The following is a 16,361-nucleotide window of genomic DNA, read 5'->3' as shown; positions in this document are numbered from 1 at the left end:
TTTGGCCGAAATCTCTCTTAATCTATATCAGCCGTTTATATACCCTTTTCACCATCTCCGTCATCAACCAACTTCCTGTTCCGGCCAGAAAAGCGTTATGGGCCAAAAGCAGCCAAACCTTGTAAAATAAAGTGCCGAGGCCGAATTCAATCAGGATAAAATCCCGGACCGCCGAAGCCTCCATGACATAAACTCGAAACTCTCCATCCGCCGTTACCGCCTTCACCCTTCCACCCCGCTATAGTCTTTTTCATACCTATATGCCGGAGACAACATGTCTAAGAAGGCGGAATTTTCGGTCTGGGACTCATGGCTTTCGTCTAGTGGAACAGGCCGGCCATTCCGGCGATCAGGACGATAACCGCAAAAATCATCCGATAGTATACGAATACTTTCATCGGTTTCTTTTGCAGGTAAGAAATAAACTTGCTGATGACGGCGAGCGCAACGAGGAACGAAACGACAAAGCCGACGCCGAGCGAAATGAGTTCGGTCGAAGTCATCGACGAAAATCCGCCGATTTTCATAATTTTCAGGAAGCTCATGCCGACCATGACCGGAATCGCCAGGAAGAAGGAGAACTCCGCGGCCGCCACCGTAGTCAAGCCGGCCACCCAGCCGCCGATGATGGTCGAAGCGGAACGCGACATCCCCGGAATAATCGCGAGACACTGGAAGGCGCCGATGATCAACGCCTGCTTGATCGTGACGTTCAACTCGTCGCCACCGCCGTTCAATCCGTTGTTGCGGAATTTTTTCTCCGCGTAAAGCATCCACAGCCCGCCAAAAAACAGCGTGAACGCCACGACGACCGGCGTAAACAGATGTTCATCGGACCAGTCGTTCAGCAGAACGCCGAACACGCCGCCGGGGATACAAGCGATCGCCAGCATCAGCCAAAAGCGGAACCCCGATCTTTCAAAGCCGACCTTATGCGGGAAGAAGTTGACCAGCGTATCCTTAATTTTGCCCCAATACAGGACGATGACCGCCAATATAGCCCCCAGTTGGATCACGTACGTATACATCTCCACATAAGACGGGGTCGTCCCTTTAAAGCCCAGCAGGTTTTCGAAGATGACCAGATGGCCTGTGGAAGAGACCGGCAAAAATTCGGTAACCCCCTCCACAATCCCCAAAACAATCGATTTCAGGATCGAAAAAATCGTTTCCATAGCATAGAGATCTCCTTTTTTCTATTTAGCGGCCGCCACTTGCAAATCCTTTTACAACCTTTACAGCGATTCCTTAATGATCCGTTTATAGAAGAACAATGATAAAATCCCGAAGATACTATAGAGCAGTGTATAGAGCAGCATGACCAGGAACATCGGCGTCCACAGTTCGGTTCCGAAGAAGAACCAGCCGGACTGGACGGCAAAATAACTGTGCGATAACCCGACCACGAGCGGAATGCCGAAGCTGAACATCTGCTTAAACTGAATACCGCGCACCAGATTGCCCTGCGTGAACCCGAGTTTTCGCAAAATCGTGTAACTCGGCTTCTCCTCCTCGCCTTCCCCCATCTGCTTGAAATACAAAATGCAGCCGGAGGTGATGAGGAAAGTTAAGCCGAGAAAAGCCACGATAAACATGATGAGTCCCATGTTGCTCTTCTGGACGGCGATATTGTTTAACAGGGAAACGTACCCTGGCTGATCGTCCACTTTCATATCCATAAAGATCTCATTGGCGCGTGCCAGTTTATTCGGATCGGCGATATCAATTCCAATATACATGCCTGCCGATCTCTGAAGTTCCGGCACTTTCTCCTGCGCCAGCCGCTCAAAGACCGATTGGTCCACGACGAGCGTCGGAGCCCCTTTGGAAAAATACAGGGAAATGACCGATTCTTTATTCAATCCCTTTACATGCAGAGGGAACGATTGCGTCCGCCCCTTCAGCTCTAAATCCCCCGTGGATTGAATGCCCATAAACTGCTTCATGGCATCGCTGGAGCCGGTAAACCAGGCTTCCCCGGGCGAAACCTCCGTTCCCGCCACCGACTTCTCATCGACGATGGGCAAAGGGATGATCCCGTCGGACTCTTCCGCCACGCTGGCTCCGATCATGCGGGAAACATCGGCATCCATCATGATCACATCCCGGCGAATCTCCGTGTAATCGATGCCTTCTTTCCGCAGCCCCGCGGTAAACGCCGTTACATCCTTTTCCTCCAACAGCGTAAAATGATTCGGCGCCGTTTGCCTGGACGACTCCTCCGCCGAATAGTAGGAGATATAGCTGAGTGACAACAGCCCGATGGCTAGTGCGGACACCGTCGTGATGATGGTTAGGAGCAGAGCGTTCGATTTCATCCGGAACATAATGGACGAAAGCGAGAGCACTTCATTGAGCGACAAATAACCGCCTTTGCTTTTTCGAATCATGTTGAAAACAAAGCTGACCGATCCTTTATAGAACAGATAGGTTCCCACAATCACCGAGCCCAAGATCAGCACCATCGCCAGGAACAATTCGTTCATTTTGACGAAAGCGCCGCTAAACAGCTTAGTGGACACATAATAGCCGAACAAAATAAGCGAAATTCCCAGAAAACCGATGATTACTTGCGATAACGTCATTCTCCGGACCGTATTTTCAGTCGTGGAGACCACGCGGAACAAGGAAAGAATGCTCTGCCGTTTGATAAACGAATAGTTCATCAGCATGATCAACAAATAGATCGCCGCGAACACGATGACGGTCTGCACCAAAGCCTGGACCGAAAAGTTCAGCGACGCCTGGGCATTCACCCCAATGATCTTGAACAAAACCATCAATAACAGCCTGGAGGAGGCAAAGCCGAGGAAAATACCGATCAGCATCGAGCCGAAATAGAGAATCAAATTTTCACTGCTCAGAATGCGGAATATTTTCCCTTTAGTCAAGCCGACCAGCTGGAACAGCCCGATTTCTTTACCCCGCCGCTTGATAAAAATATTGTTCGCATAGAGCAAAAATACGGCGACGATCACCACGAGAAGAACCGACGCTGCGGAAAGCCCGGCCGCGCCTTTGACGGAGCCTTTAATCTCCTCCATGGCCGGATCGTACTGCAGCGTAACGAACGCGAAGTATAGAGCCACGCTGAAAACTAATGCAAATACGTACAAATAATAGTTTTTCAGGTTTTTTTTCAAATTGCGGAAAATCAGATAGTTGATGTTCATTCCTGAACACCGCCCAATACGCCCTGGGTCTTCATAATATCGTTGAAGAGGGCTTGCCGCGTCTCCTCACCCTTATTCAGTTGCGTATAAATTTGACCATCCTTGATAAATACAACCCGGCTGCAATAGCTCGCCGCGACCGGATCGTGAGTTACCATAATGATCGTGGCCTCCATCTTGCGATTTAACTCGCTCAGCTTGTCCAGCAAATCGGAGGCCGATTTGGAGTCCAGCGCTCCCGTCGGCTCGTCCGCGAAAATGATGCTCGGTTCGTGAATAAAGGCCCGCGCCGCCGAGGTCCGCTGCTTCTGACCGCCGGAAATCTCGTTGGGGTACTTGTCTTTCAGTTCGTAAATCCCAAGCTCCGTGGCCACCTCGCGGAATTTATGATCCGCTTCTTTCCGGGATACGTTTTTGATCGACAATGGGAGCAGCACGTTCTCCTTCACCGTTAATGTATCGAGCAGATTATACTCTTGAAAAATGAAACCCAAATGATGCTTCCGGAATTCGGCCAGCTCCTTTTCTTTCAGGCCCGTGAATTCTTTGCCTTCGATTTTAATGCTGCCGAGGCTGACTTTGTCGATCGAAGACAGCACGTTCAGCAGCGTGGTTTTCCCCGAACCCGAAGCGCCCATAATGCTGACGAATTCGCCTTTTTCCACACTTAAATCGATGCCCTTGAGCACTTCCTGCTTATTGAATTTATTGCCGTAGCTCTTATGAATTTTACTGGCTTCCAGAATCGCCATTTCCACCACTCCTTCAGTTCATGCTCTAATCATAAGCGAGATGCCCCGATCTTTCCTTCGATTCGGCGAACAAAGCAGAAAAGCATGTGACAATGTTGTCACATGCCCATCGGCCACGGCCGGATTAGATCTACGAACTCATTGCGTTTCGGAAAAATGAGCGAGAATGTCGAGCCCTCTCCCGGTTTGGACTCCACCTCAATCCGGATGGATAACACCTCGGCGGACTTTTGAGCCAAATAGAGCCCCATGCCGGTCGCGGCGCTGTCTTTATGCATCGTTGTCGACGTAAAGCCCTTATCGAAAATACGCGGCAAGTCCTTCGGATCAATCCCCCTTCCGAAATCGCGAATCCGGAGCCGGACCCGTCCCTCCACTTCCTCGCTTTCGATGAAGATATCCGAAGAAGCGCCGCTGTACTTCACCGCGTTTGTCAGGAGCTGCCTGAGGATAAAGCCGAGCCATTTCTCGTCCGTCAGCACTTCCTTCGCCGAAAGGGATACGTCGAAGCCGATGCCTTTTTGCAAACACCAGGATCTGAGCGCTTTGATTTCTTTGTAAATGACGGCTTCCAGGACCGTCTTCTCGATGTACACGTCATTTTTCATGAATGGAATCCGCTTCTGGTGAAGCTGTTGATCCAACAAAAGATGGATGCGCAGCCACTCGTACATCAGTTGGGATTTGAGCGCCTCGTCATCCATGCGGTCGATGATCAACTGCATGGTGGTGAGCGGCGTTTTCACTTCATGGATCCAGGAAAGAAGATCGTCCTTCTCCTGTTCCAATTCGACAAGATGCTGCGAAGATTCCTTTTTGAACCGTTCGGTTTGCAAGGTCAGGCGATCCAACGCAATCGCTTCGAACGGACTCTCCGGGTGAGCGATGGAGGAAAGATCATAGTCATCCTCCCAAGAAGCAAGGCCCTTATAGAACCTCGATTCTTTGACATACCGGACCAGGAGGAAGCCCGTAAAGAGCAGCAGCGACAAAAACACAATATACAGCATCGGCAGAAACGGGATCGCCGTATCCAGATAAGCGACAAGCAACAGCAGTCCTTGAAGGAACAGCACGAGCAAAATCCAACTCAGCCGTTCCCTTATGTATTTACCGATCATAGCGAGCCGGCCTCTTCCGTCGCCATGTAACCCTGTCCCACCTTGGTTTCGATGTAAGCGTCCAAACCGATCGCTTCCAGCTTCTTCCTCAGACGATTGACGTTGACCGTCAAGGTGTTATCGCTGACAAAATGCTCGTTGTCCCACAGACTGCGAATGAGTTCATCCCTGCTCACAATCTGGTTTTTTCGCTCGATCAGCATTTTTAAGATAAACATTTCGTTTTTGGTAAGCTCAACGGCGCCCTTTTCTCCCGTAAGAGTATTTTTCACATATTCCACTGTCGCCCCGCGCCATGTTCTTAGTTCCACGCGGTCCGTATTATAGTTATAAACCCGCCGCAGGGTGGCCTGAATTTTCGCGACAAGCACCTCAAAGTGAAACGGCTTCTGGATAAAATCGTCGGCCCCGAGCTGCATGGACATCACCATATCCGTCGGGTGATCGCGGGAAGACAGAAAGATGATCGGCACATTGGAGTGGGAACGAATCATCCGGCACCAATGGAACCCGTCGAATTTAGGCAATTGAATATCGATAATGACCAGATCCGGCCGATTCTCCGTAAACTCCTGGAGCACACGGCTAAAATCCTCTACGCCAAATACTTGATAAGACCATTGCTGCAGTCGTTCTTTAACCTCATGAAAAAGAGTCATATCATCTTCAATCAGCATTACCTTAAACATAGAAGTCACCACGCTTTATCATCTGCATCAATACCCAGTGTATAGCAAATCTGCGAGATATGCCATCCATCCGGTTTAAAGCGCGTTTAGTTCGATTTCGAAACCAAGGTCTTCGATCATTTGGTGATCGAGGGAAATCTCTTGTCCCGCGGTCGTTAAATAGTCTCCCACAAAAATCGAGTTTGCCGCATAGAGCGCCAGCGGCTGAAGTGTCCGTAGCGTCAGTTCGCGTCCGCCCGCCACGCGGATTTCTTTGGATGGACAAACGAAGCGGAACAAGGCTAGCGTCTTCAAAGCTTTGGAGGCGGTCGTTCGTTCAGCCTGAGCCAGCGGGGTTCCGGGAATCGGATTGAGGAAATTGACCGGGATGGAGTCCACATCAAGCTCACGAAGCGTGTAAGCCATTTCGACGATTTCCCGGTCGGACTCGCCCATCCCGATAATGACCCCGGAACAAGGCGACATTCCCTTGGCCTTGACTTTCTCTACCGTCTCTACCCGCTGCTCATACGTATGCGTCGTTGTGATGGATCCATAGTTCGACCGGCTGGTATTCAAATTATGGTTGTACCGGTGAACCCCCGCTTCCGCAAGCCTTCGGGCCTGCTCCTCGCCAAGGAGACCTAAACAGGCACAGATTTTAAGTGGCATCGTTTCCCGAATCTCCTCTACCGCCTCGATTACCTGCCCCAGCTCCCGTTCTGTCGGCCCCCTTCCTGCCGCTACGATGCAGTATGTGCCGGCCTTCCTGGCCATCGCTTCCCTAGCCCCGGCCAGCAGAGTCTCTTTATCCAGCATCGTATATTGGGAAACCGGGGCTTGGGAAATGATTGACTGCGAACAGTAACCGCAATCCTCGGGACAAAGTCCGCTTTTCGCGTTGATGATCATATTCAGCTTCACTTTTTTGCCGTAATAATGCTTTCTTACCTGAAACGCGGCTTCCAGAATCTTCAGCAGTTGATCGTCCTCCGCCGCAAATATGCTAAGGCCCTCCTCGATCGTCAAAAGTCCGCCGTTCAGCGCCTTTTCCGTTAACTTCATCCAACCCCGCCGCTTATGCATACACTGTGTCTCCCCTCTAGCGAATTTATAACGTACTCGTCAATCCTAATTGTCAACCAAAATAATAAACCTTAAGTTGACAATTAGTCCACTAAATTTTTTTATTCATGTCACCTAGTCACGGAACGGAATGTGAAAGCATTGCAAAAAAGACCAACTCTCTCACGAGAGTTGGTCCGGGATAATCACTTTAGCAAGCTTATTGCAACTTTTTATTTTTTATATTCGTGCCGGACTGTTCGATCTCCGAAAAGAGCGACATTTTCTGTGATTTCGGGACATCCTGTGATTTTATTACCGCGGTGGCTCCATAAAATACTGATCCAGTAAATCTCGCATTTGCTTTAAGGTAACGGGTCCGGCATCCTCAATAAGTTCATAGCCCAGCTGCCCGTTCGGGTCGATGGTCGCTGTCTTCACGTCGCTGTGCCACTGAATCCCCGCCTGCCGCAAATTGATTTCCAGCTGATCTATTGTCTCGGCGAGGTCACAAGCAAGTTATGGCCTTCCTGATCCGATATGAGCTTGAAGCAATCCGGAATTCAAAATCCAAGGTTGTTATTTGTAAACATTACTATTAAAATAAAACCATCATCTTCCTGACTCTATCTCCAGAGACTATCACAAAGGAGTATTTTCTTCATGTTTTCTTTCGTGTTCCGATATGAGGACCTGCTTACCTTCCGCACGATGTTCATCAGCATTTTTCTTGAAGCGCTGCCGTTTATTTTACTCGGGGTTGTGTTTTCCGCCCTGCTGCAGGTCTTCGTCCCCGAAGAAATGATTGCGCGAATGATCCCCAAGAGCCCGGTTTTAGGGATCCTTGCGGCTTGTTTGTTCGGCATTCTCTTCCCGATTTGCGAATGCGGAATGATTCCCGTCATCCGGCGGTTAATTGCTAAGGGCATGCCTGTGTACATAGCCGCCGTCTTTATTTTAAGCGGACCGATACTAAATCCGATCGTCTTTTTCGCGACGTACACGGCGTTCCGGAGCCGCCCTGAAATTATATATTCCCGGATGGGTCTGGCTTTTATCATCGCCTTCTGCATCGGGATGATTATTTACAGGGTCGTCCGCTATCAGCCTCTTCGGCTTCGGGCGGAAATGATGTATGGTCAGGAAAGCGGCGGTAACCGTTCTCCTCATCCCGGCGGCGGTACGGACAAACTTATCGGTTTCTTGAACCACATGAGCCAGGAATTTTTCGAGATGAGCAAATATTTACTGCTTGGCGCCTTTATAACGGCACTCATCCATACGTTCGTCAACACCGCCCAATTGGCCGCCTACGGTCAGGGACCGCTTTCGTCCCACTTCCTGATGGCGGGCTTCGCTTACTTGTTGTCGATTTGTTCCAACTCGGACGCGTTTGTCGCTTCTTCCTTCGTCAATGTATTTTCCGCGGGCTCTCTTATCACGTTTCTGGTGCTGGGTCCCATGCTCGATTTAAAAAGTACACTTATGCTGCTTTCCGTATTTAAAACGAAGTTCGTTATCACGTTGGGAGCTTTGATCATCGTGCTGGTGCTGGTCTTCAGTGTAGGCTTGGATCAACTGCTGCTCCAATAAGAGCCGAGGTGTCCTATGAAAAACAAGCGTCTGCTCTTTCATAATATCTTCAAAACCGCTCTATTGCTGGCATTGTCCGGTTATATCGCTTTTTTGGTTGAGACGGATGCCCTTCAGCTGTATATCGGCGTACGAATCATGCCGCTCGTCAAAGCTTCGGCCCTCGTCGTGTATGCCCTTGCCGTAATTCAAGGCTTTGTCGCTTACCGCACCTATAAGGGCCAGATCGTCGACTGCGATTGCTGCGAAGTCCCGCAAACGGCTTCCCGATTCGGCAGTGGTCTGCTCTATGCGCTTTTCCTTCTTCCGCTCGTGCTCGGTTTTACATTGCCGAATACGGTGCTTAGCGGCTCGTTGGCGGAGAAAAAAGGAATGCAGTTCGGCTCAGTACAGCTCGGCCAGGCCAAGGCAAAAGCAAAAGCCGAAGCTTCCCCCGCGAATGCAGCACCTGGTGCATCAACCGCTTCCGGTACTATGGCTCAAGCCGAAGAGCCGGACCTGGACCGGATGTTTCAGGCGGACAATGATTTCGACCGGGACCTGGCGGAATTGGCCAAAAAGCTGTATGTATTACCCGTAATCGAAGTCAAGCCGGAAATCTATATGGAGATTCTTTCGTCGATCATCACGTTTGCCGACCCTTTTATGGGAAAAGAGATTGAAATCACCGGCTTTGTTTACCGGGAGCCGGATCTGGCCGATAACCAGTTCGTGATCGGGCGGATCGCCGTCCAGTGCTGTACCGCCGACGCCTCCCCGTACGGCGTTCTCGCGGAATCCGGCGAAGCCGCCGCATTCAAAGACGATACCTGGGTAAAGGTGAAAGGCACCCTTGGTCATACGGAATATAACGGGAACACCATCATCAAAATCGACGTGCAGGAAATCGAAGTCATGGAAGCTCCGGGAAATCCATATATATACCCTAACTTCGAGTTTTTGAACGTCAGTCTCCCTTAAAATCCAAAGAAGTCAGGAGCGATTATCGTTGAAAACCCCCGTACTTATTATTAGCGGTTTCCTGGGAAGCGGAAAAACGACGCTGCTTCTGCAGTTGCTGCGTGAAATTCAGCAGCGTGGGCTGAGACCCGCGATTCTCATGAACGAGTTGGGCAAACAAGACGTAGACGGCTTGATCCTTTCGGAGGCTCTGGACGGACTGCCTTTGGAGAAGTTGCTGGACGGCTGCATTTGCTGCAGTAAAAAGAGCGAGATTTCGGGCGCTCTCCAAAATTTGCTTGCCTTGAGGCCGGCCCCAGATTTGCTGGTCATAGAACTTACCGGGGTCGCTAATCCCGAGGAAGTAGTGGACGCCATGGCCGATCCGGAGCTTCGCCACAGCGTAGTACTGGACAAAATCATAACGGTTCTTGATGCGGAACATGCGCTGGAATACAACAGTATTTTCTCCACGGATAAAGAGCTTGTTCATACACTGCGCCGGCAAATCGATGTGGCCGATGTAATGATCATCAATAAGACGGATCTTGTGGATTCTGCGCATCTGATCAAAGTAACCAAGCTGGTGGAAAAGCATAATCCAAACGCGCCTCAGCTTCCCGCCGTGAACGCCAAGATAGACTTTGAGCTGCTTCTTCATGGATTTCAGCCTTTGCAACACGCCAACGCCAACCAAGAAGCGCCTGCGCCAAATCGCTTGAAGGTGCTTGCCTCCCATTCACATGGGCATAAGTCGCATTCCCGTATCCAGAGCATCTTTATCCCGATTCCCGAACAGGCCTCTTTCTCCGAGAAAAAGCTCGAGAAGTTTCTCAAACACCGGGAGGGCCGGGTTTTGCGGGCCAAAGGTTATCTCTGCCTGAACGGATCTCCCCATGCTTCTTTGATTCAGTTTGCGGGCAAACGCCTGCAGATAGAATCATCGCCATACCGGGGTCCGCACTATCTGGTCGTTATCGGCTATGAACTGGACGAAGCCCGGCTGCTTGAGGAATGGCGTATCGTGTGCTGATACGGCTAAAAGCCTTCTAACCCGCGGGAATAAACCCTACGATTAGAAGGCTTCTCTTTTGCGATGCCCGGTTATTTTCCTCCTTGCGCCGCTGCGCGAATGGCAGCCCCTTCCTCCTCATTGGGACCGTAAACTCCCGGAGGCACAACGCCCGCTTGGCGCATCAGAATGGTCATTTGACCGCGATGATGGATTTGGTGCCGGACTACCGTGTTCAAGACGCCGCCGTAGGTCGTATCGATAAAGCCGAACAGCTTCAGACTTTCCGACAGCTTGGCGTCATTCCATTGCGCTTTCAGCGCGGTCGTAGCCGCGGCGCTCATCTGCCGGTAGCCTTCCAGGATTTCCGCCGCACTGCTCGGTGCAGGCGCTTTAAAGTCCGGACCTTCAATCTGAAGTCCCGCACCTCCCAATATGCCCCCGAGTCCGCCAAGCAAATGCCAAGCCAAAGCGCCCAAGGTGCGGGGCTGCTGTTCCGACACCGCTTGATTTAAGGAAGCATCCGTCAAACGCTCCAGCACTTTGATCGTAAGACCCTCTTCCTGCTTCCAATCCTCCAAAAACTCCTGAATTGTGTGGTACATGGGCTAACCTCCTTAATATGTAAAAATATAAATCCAGTATACCATTTAGCGGAAGCACTCCTCAAACGGTGGCTCTTGAGCCGGTACAAGATACACCAAATCACAAAAAAAGAAACCCTTTCATCCGGGTTCCTTGTTTCAAAGCATGGATCACTTTTCTTCTTTTTCTTCCGGAACGTCGTATTTGTTAATGTGTGCCGTGATCGCCTCCACCGCATCGTTGACGTTTGTGGTTGCCGGCACCTCCTTCACTTCATCCTCGGTCTTGTCGAGGAAATTTTGATGATCCGCGCGGATGGCTTCGATTTTATTGCTCATTGATCGTGTCACCTCCTTAAATGGTTTCGGCGGGCAAAGAAGGATTTGCCCAATCTTTTATACCAGGGATTCCAGAGGAAGCGGCTGGAGAGCATGGGTTTTATGCAGATAGATAAAGGCGTCATATCTGGCCGCCATATCGGAAGGCACGTAATTTCCTAACTCGTGCCGCGGGTCATATACAACGCCAATGGCCCGGTGTCCCATGAGTTTGGGAATGGCCTCCCGGGAGGTCCCCTCCGTAAGCAGCAGCAGGTCCTCTCCATCTCCGGCCTGTGCCAGTAAGTCCTCCCAGCTCCCTTTAACGGCGGGAGGGACAGTCATCACTTCGGCGGGAGCCCCCCAGGCGGACCCGGCCAGTACTTCACCGTGATGCGTGCCGAAGCCCACGCTAAACGTTTCATGCTTCAAATATTGCTCCCGGACGAGCTGGCCCACATTCACCATGCCGTCCTCGGCCATATCGGTCGCCCTTGCGTCACCAATATGCGTATTATGCTCCCAAATTATCGCTTGCGCATCGGAACCGTGATAATCAAGCAGTTTCTTCAGGGCATGAACCATATGGCGGTCCCGCACATTCCATGACTCCGGCCCGCCTCGGACCATCGTTCTGTAATAATGCTCGGCATCCGCAGCGACCAGCGCATTCAGTTCCGCGCTAAGTTCAGCCTCGGCGCGCTGATGACCATGGTACCCGCCAAGGCCTTGCTCCGATAGGCTCATATCCTGCAGCAGGCGGATCACTTCTTCCTCGCAACTTTCGCCAAGCAGACCGGCCGAAATTCCGTAAGACTGAGAGTCTTGACCAAAGGGCTCAAAGCAGGCAAAGGCATGAAGGGCCTGCTCCAAAAGCGGCGAACCCGTACGCTGTAAATACCCGATGATTTGCTGCATCGATTCCCATAAACTGTACAAGTCCAAGCCGTAAAAACCGATCCTCTCCCTCGGTGACCGCTGCAAGTTATAAGCTCTGAGCCATTCCGTGAAAGCCTCGACTTCACGGTTGGCCCACATCCACGATGGCCAGCGGTTAAAGGCCTCCAACGCTTCCCTTGCCGAATTGGCTTCATTGTCCTCAAGATCCTTTACATATTTGTTCAATTCAAAGCAGGAAGGCCAATCTCCTTCGACTGCGATAAACCGGATTTCTTTTTCGGCAATCAACTGTTTGGTTAACTCCGCGCGTGTCGTATAAAACTTCGAGGTCCCATGAGACGCTTCGCCCAAAAGCACCACACGCGCCTGCCTCGCCGCTTGAACGACGGGCTGGAGATCCTCGGGCCTCTGGTAACGAAGAACACATTCCCTTAGCTTCTCCATCGGCGGCACGGCATACACCAACCGCTGCATGATCTTCCTCCTTTCACCGCTTGCTCTTCATACTTTTTGAATATTCATGGCGTTCTATGTATGGCAATATTTTCGCCTCTTCGCGGCAACTTCTTTACAAAAGAGTCGGATTGTTTGAGCAGCCTTAAGACAGATTCGTAATCTTCTCGAAGCGAGGCTGTATCCTGAATATCGTGGAACGTTTGAAGCGACACCGCCCGTCCGTCCCGAAAGCCGTTTTTTCCCGGTATAAACAGCACATCATCCTTGAAAAAAGACCCCTCCGGCAAATAATATCTGACCCCTACCAGGTTATGCTCCACATTCAGCAAATCCTGTCCGAACGCCGTAAAATTTCGCTGTTCCAAATCGATTCCCATCAGGTTAGCCACCGTCGGGAGAATGTCCACATGACCGCCTGTCCGCTCGATTACCCATCCCTGCTGCTGACCGGGCAAATGGATGATCAGAGGGACATTCAATCGGCTGATAGGATCATGATAAGGAAGCGCCAACAATTTGCTGATATTCTCGGGCGTGTGTTGGTTCTTGTTTAAACCGAAATGATCACCGTAGACAACCACAACGGATTTATCCCATATCCCGCTCTTTTTCAACTCATCGATAAAAGTCCCCAACGCATAGTCGGCATAATTTATGGCATGGATATAGTCACCGAGCCGGGATTTGTCCAGATCCTCAGTCAGTTTAATGCGCTTCATCTCCTTGGGGATCACAAACGGGGCATGGCTGGATACCGTTACAAACTGGGTGTAAAACTTTTGCCCCCGGTCCCTAAACGCCTTGATTTTCTGTATGCCCACCCGAAACAGTTCCTCATCCGATGCACCAAAGCGATTAAACTTGGTTTGAGAAAAGTACGGTTTGTCGTAATATTGATCAAAACCTAATGACGGATAAAGCTTGTCCCGGTTCCAAAAACTCGCTTCATTCACATGAAACGTACGCGTTGTATATCCCGAAGACTTGAGGAGCCGGGGAAGACTCGGAATGATCCGGTCCCCGAAGGCCTCCGACATCGCTTTGGCCCCGATCGGGTAAATGGACGTATTGCTTAAAAACTCCGCATCCGACGTGTTCCCGCTACCGATTTGCTGAAAAATGTAGGGAAAATACAAGCTCTCCCCAGCCAGTCGATTCAGAACCGGGGTGACCGGCTGTTCCTGAATGGATGCATACAGCATAAAATTTTGCAGGGACTCCATCTGAACCATAATCAGATTACAGTTTTTTCCCGTGCCAAAAAAGGCATGTCCCCCGCCTAAGTCTAAGCTCTTATGTTGATTCAAGGCTTCCACCCATTGGGTTTGAGAAGAAGGCGAAGCGTGTGGGGAACGTGGGGAATGATGTGTTCCTACAGTATGAAACCAACAAACCAGCGAAGCGCAGAGGACCAGAACGGCCAGCAGATTCCCGGCGTTTTTTCCCATATGAAATCCACTCCATTCGGACAAATATATTTCATTAAATTACCTCCAAACGCTTCAGATTATGTGCCTATATAGGTTGAACTAAAGAATTGGCGTTAGGCAAGGATGTGGTAGGCCCACTTAACTAATTAGATCTTTAACAGCTTTTTGAAATATAAAACTATGTCATCATCTACTACAATGCTATCTCCATACTTTAGATAACGTTCACCATTGTGAATCCCTCTGCCATCCGGAATATATCCACGCTTTACATAAAGTACTTGGGCATTGCCGTAATCTGAAAAGAGACCAACACCGATACCCGCTACTCGGGATCTCTCACGAATGATTTCCTCCGCCTTGTCCATCAGTTTTGATCCTATTCCCCGTCGACGATATTTCTGAAGAACATTAAAATCACTCACTTCAGGGATATTGCATTCTCTAAAATAGTCATAATACGAATTCCAAATCACGTTGACGTAACCTGCAAATTCGCCGCCTAATTCAGCAACTAGAGCAACTCTTTCCCCACGATGCTGCTCTTCAACATATTTCTGGTACAACTCAACCGGTTTATGCCAACCTTGTTCTTCAAAAGCCTTGGAAATAACTAAGGGATCTTTTTCAGTCATTTCACGTATATATAAGTTCATCCAAATTTCTCGCTTTCGGTTTAATTAGATATCTTCCAGCCCTTGGTTCGTGTTTTCCTTATGGCAACGCAACCGCTGCTTTAAACGGATCACTCATGGCAATTAACTCGCTAAATTTACGACTGCCCGTCGCCCAAAGGAAAAGCGCCCGGTTTCGGCGCTTTTTTCGTGTCGCATTTGACTTGGCTCTCATCAGCTTTGATGGCTATACATCAGGCATTTGGTCCAGTTTTAATTTCATTCCGTCAACCGCCGCCTGCCCTTCTTTTTCAATCTTTTCAATCGCTTCGTCTAGCGTGATTTTATTCTCTATAACTTCTTGAATCACGTTTTGACCCACATCTTTAAAAGCGTTTATGATTTCATAATGAATATAGTCATAGGGATTGTTGCTTTTCGTCACGAGATCCAGCTCGTACAAGGGCGATAAATCGTGGCCCTCAACGGTCTTCATCAGATTCATTCTTACAGGCAATCCCATCGATTGTTGATTTTGCTGGTTTTTTTTCATTTCCTGCGTATCGTTCGTTATGAAATTAACTAACCCCCAAGCTTCTTCTTCATGCTGCGTCCTGGAGGATATCCCGTAAATCTCCTGCACCTCGTAATAGTCGCTTTGCCCTCGAGTTCGGCTACCCACCGGAACGGTTACCATGTCCCAATTGATACTTTTGGCACCGATAAACCGGCTGTATTCTTTAAAATTATAAGCTATCGCGTAAGATTGAATTTCCATGGCGGCATGGCCCGTCAATATAGGCGCCGGTTCGCTTTCACCCGTAGGATCGTCATCTTTGTCATAAACGGCTTTATCCTGGAAATCAATGACCGTTTGAAAGATGCCATGCCCTGCGGCTGGATCCATTTTCACTTGCAGTGTTCGGGCATCTATAAAAGTCAGGCCTTCCGTCTGACCGATTCTGAGGATCATCGAGAATGGGATATTTATGTAGTTATTTGATTTAAAGCCGTACAAGGCCTCACCTAAAGCCGAATACCTTTGTTTGAATTGCTCCTCTTTGGTATTTCCGACGTCTAATGTTACATTTTTATCCTTGGGAAAAGATCTCGTTTCCGTAGAACAGCCGGATGTAAGAATCAAACATAGCAGAGCACACACTATCATTTTTTCTTTGAAAACAATCTAGCATAACCCCCATTCCCAATGCGGAAAAACTTAAAATTAAAATATTATCTTTTTTTGGTATATTATTACTTTTATAGAACATTACATCTTTTGTTAACATGAGTCAAGATCTAAAATAAGAGCATTGCATAAGTACGCACTTCGGCAATGATCCTTTTGAGATGTCACTCTGGAGTAAGTAGTCTCTTCTAATCGAAATTCCTGCAAATCTGCAGGTTTTTTCGCCAATGGGGCCCCATTCCGGGGAGAGGACCGAAAATTCCTGCACATTTGCATCCTTTTCGCTCTTCGGGGCACAAACGTTCGGAAATACCTGCAGATTTGCATCAATTTGTATTAGAGTATACAAAAAGAGCACCACCGCTTCATACGGTAGTGCTCTTTCTTAGTTGCTTGGCAACGTCCTACTCTCCCAGGACCCTTCGGTCCAAGTACCATCGGCGCTGGAGGGCTTAACGGTCGTGTTCGGGATGGGTACGCGTGGAACCCCTCCGCCATCGCCACCAAACGTGTTCAGATGTTTGATCACCTGAAAACTGGATACGAA

17 protein-coding genes and 1 rRNA gene are annotated in these 16,361 nt (G+C 49.5%); 3 read left to right on the top strand and 15 right to left on the bottom strand.

The features are described 5' to 3' along the window. Positions 1–22 precede the first annotated feature (22 nt). From V4U88_RS16675 to V4U88_RS16640, 8 genes are all read right to left on the bottom strand, one after another. Positions 23–226, bottom strand: a complete 204-nt coding sequence (locus tag V4U88_RS16675) for a hypothetical protein (RefSeq protein ID WP_334074394.1) — start codon at positions 224–226, stop codon at positions 23–25. 94 nt (positions 227–320) lie between these two features. Beyond that, complete coding sequence (locus V4U88_RS16670; protein WP_334074393.1) at positions 321–1,175, bottom strand: undecaprenyl-diphosphate phosphatase; 855 nt, start codon at positions 1,173–1,175, stop codon at positions 321–323. Positions 1,176–1,235: 60 nt separating this feature from the next. Further along, complete coding sequence (locus V4U88_RS16665; RefSeq protein ID WP_334074392.1) at positions 1,236–3,173, bottom strand: ABC transporter permease; 1,938 nt, start codon at positions 3,171–3,173, stop codon at positions 1,236–1,238. Beyond that, positions 3,170–3,925, bottom strand: coding sequence for an ABC transporter ATP-binding protein (locus tag V4U88_RS16660; protein WP_334074391.1), 756 nt, complete (start codon positions 3,923–3,925; stop codon positions 3,170–3,172). The genes V4U88_RS16665 and V4U88_RS16660 overlap by 4 nt, the downstream gene beginning before the upstream one ends. 98 nt (positions 3,926–4,023) lie before the next feature. Continuing rightward, positions 4,024–5,046, bottom strand: coding sequence for a sensor histidine kinase (locus V4U88_RS16655; protein WP_334074390.1), 1,023 nt, complete (start codon positions 5,044–5,046; stop codon positions 4,024–4,026). Next, positions 5,043–5,735, bottom strand: coding sequence for a response regulator transcription factor (locus tag V4U88_RS16650; RefSeq protein ID WP_334074389.1), 693 nt, complete (start codon positions 5,733–5,735; stop codon positions 5,043–5,045). Before V4U88_RS16650 ends, V4U88_RS16655 begins: the two co-directional genes overlap by 4 nt. 75 nt (positions 5,736–5,810) lie before the next feature. Continuing rightward, a complete protein-coding gene (bioB, locus tag V4U88_RS16645) occupies positions 5,811–6,800 on the bottom strand; it encodes a biotin synthase BioB (protein WP_334074388.1) in 990 nt (329 codons plus the stop codon). A gap of 294 nt (positions 6,801–7,094) precedes the next feature. Continuing rightward, the gene (locus V4U88_RS16640; protein ID WP_334074650.1) at positions 7,095–7,265 is read right to left on the bottom strand and encodes a YetF domain-containing protein; all 171 of its coding nucleotides are present in this window, start codon (positions 7,263–7,265) and stop codon (positions 7,095–7,097) included. 177 nt (positions 7,266–7,442) lie between these two features. Between V4U88_RS16640 and V4U88_RS16635 the strand changes: the two genes are divergently transcribed. From V4U88_RS16635 to V4U88_RS16625, 3 genes are read left to right on the top strand one after another with little or no spacing between them, the layout of a single operon-like run. Beyond that, the gene (locus V4U88_RS16635) at positions 7,443–8,372 is read left to right on the top strand and encodes a permease (protein ID WP_334074387.1); all 930 of its coding nucleotides are present in this window, start codon (positions 7,443–7,445) and stop codon (positions 8,370–8,372) included. Between the two features lie 15 nt (positions 8,373–8,387). Continuing rightward, positions 8,388–9,332, top strand: a complete 945-nt coding sequence (locus tag V4U88_RS16630) for a TIGR03943 family putative permease subunit (protein ID WP_334074386.1) — start codon at positions 8,388–8,390, stop codon at positions 9,330–9,332. Between the two features lie 28 nt (positions 9,333–9,360). Then, complete coding sequence (locus V4U88_RS16625; RefSeq protein ID WP_334074385.1) at positions 9,361–10,344, top strand: CobW family GTP-binding protein; 984 nt, start codon at positions 9,361–9,363, stop codon at positions 10,342–10,344. 71 nt (positions 10,345–10,415) lie between these two features. Here V4U88_RS16625 and V4U88_RS16620 read toward each other — a convergent pair whose 3' ends face one another. The 7 genes from V4U88_RS16620 to rrf form a co-directional block, all read right to left on the bottom strand. Next, on the bottom strand, positions 10,416–10,928 hold the full coding sequence (locus tag V4U88_RS16620) for a DinB family protein (protein ID WP_334074384.1): 513 nt from the start codon (positions 10,926–10,928) through the stop codon (positions 10,416–10,418). A gap of 150 nt (positions 10,929–11,078) precedes the next feature. Continuing rightward, positions 11,079–11,246, bottom strand: coding sequence for a hypothetical protein (locus tag V4U88_RS16615; protein WP_334074383.1), 168 nt, complete (start codon positions 11,244–11,246; stop codon positions 11,079–11,081). A gap of 57 nt (positions 11,247–11,303) precedes the next feature. Beyond that, on the bottom strand, positions 11,304–12,599 hold the full coding sequence (locus V4U88_RS16610) for an erythromycin esterase family protein (RefSeq protein WP_334074382.1): 1,296 nt from the start codon (positions 12,597–12,599) through the stop codon (positions 11,304–11,306). Between the two features lie 44 nt (positions 12,600–12,643). Then, positions 12,644–13,813 carry an LTA synthase family protein gene (locus V4U88_RS16605; RefSeq protein ID WP_334074381.1) on the bottom strand — a complete coding sequence of 390 codons (1,170 nt, stop codon included), beginning with the start codon at positions 13,811–13,813 and terminating at the stop codon, positions 12,644–12,646. Between the two features lie 344 nt (positions 13,814–14,157). Continuing rightward, positions 14,158–14,646, bottom strand: coding sequence for a GNAT family N-acetyltransferase (locus V4U88_RS16600; RefSeq protein WP_334074380.1), 489 nt, complete (start codon positions 14,644–14,646; stop codon positions 14,158–14,160). A gap of 226 nt (positions 14,647–14,872) precedes the next feature. Then, a complete protein-coding gene (locus V4U88_RS16595) occupies positions 14,873–15,769 on the bottom strand; it encodes an ABC transporter substrate-binding protein (protein ID WP_334074379.1) in 897 nt (298 codons plus the stop codon). A 436-nt stretch (positions 15,770–16,205) separates the two neighbouring features. Then, positions 16,206–16,322: ribosomal RNA gene (rrf, locus tag V4U88_RS16590) — 5S ribosomal RNA — on the bottom strand. Positions 16,323–16,361 lie beyond the last annotated feature (39 nt).

Source organism: Paenibacillus sp. A14, from assembly GCF_036864815.1.
GTDB classification, from domain to species: Bacteria; Bacillota; Bacilli; order Paenibacillales; family Paenibacillaceae; genus Fontibacillus; species Fontibacillus sanfengchensis.
This window is presented reverse-complemented; position numbering and strand designations above follow the sequence as displayed.

Coding starts and splice junctions, on each gene's coding strand:
- V4U88_RS16655 (WP_334074390.1), bottom strand. CDS start 5,046: ATGATCGGTAAATACATAAGGGAACGGCTGAGTTGGATTTTGCTCGTG.
- V4U88_RS16610 (WP_334074382.1), bottom strand. CDS start 12,599: ATGCAGCGGTTGGTGTATGCCGTGCCGCCGATGGAGAAGCTAAGGGAA.
- V4U88_RS16665 (WP_334074392.1), bottom strand. CDS start 3,173: ATGAACATCAACTATCTGATTTTCCGCAATTTGAAAAAAAACCTGAAA.
- V4U88_RS16605 (WP_334074381.1), bottom strand. CDS start 13,813: ATGGTTCAGATGGAGTCCCTGCAAAATTTTATGCTGTATGCATCCATT.
- V4U88_RS16635 (WP_334074387.1), top strand. CDS start 7,443: ATGTTTTCTTTCGTGTTCCGATATGAGGACCTGCTTACCTTCCGCACG.
- V4U88_RS16650 (WP_334074389.1), bottom strand. CDS start 5,735: ATGTTTAAGGTAATGCTGATTGAAGATGATATGACTCTTTTTCATGAG.
- bioB (WP_334074388.1), bottom strand. CDS start 6,800: ATGCATAAGCGGCGGGGTTGGATGAAGTTAACGGAAAAGGCGCTGAAC.
- V4U88_RS16600 (WP_334074380.1), bottom strand. CDS start 14,646: ATGACTGAAAAAGATCCCTTAGTTATTTCCAAGGCTTTTGAAGAACAA.
- V4U88_RS16620 (WP_334074384.1), bottom strand. CDS start 10,928: ATGTACCACACAATTCAGGAGTTTTTGGAGGATTGGAAGCAGGAAGAG.
- V4U88_RS16660 (WP_334074391.1), bottom strand. CDS start 3,925: ATGGCGATTCTGGAAGCCAGTAAAATTCATAAGAGCTACGGCAATAAA.
- V4U88_RS16615 (WP_334074383.1), bottom strand. CDS start 11,246: ATGAGCAATAAAATCGAAGCCATCCGCGCGGATCATCAAAATTTCCTC.
- V4U88_RS16670 (WP_334074393.1), bottom strand. CDS start 1,175: ATGGAAACGATTTTTTCGATCCTGAAATCGATTGTTTTGGGGATTGTG.
- V4U88_RS16630 (WP_334074386.1), top strand. CDS start 8,388: ATGAAAAACAAGCGTCTGCTCTTTCATAATATCTTCAAAACCGCTCTA.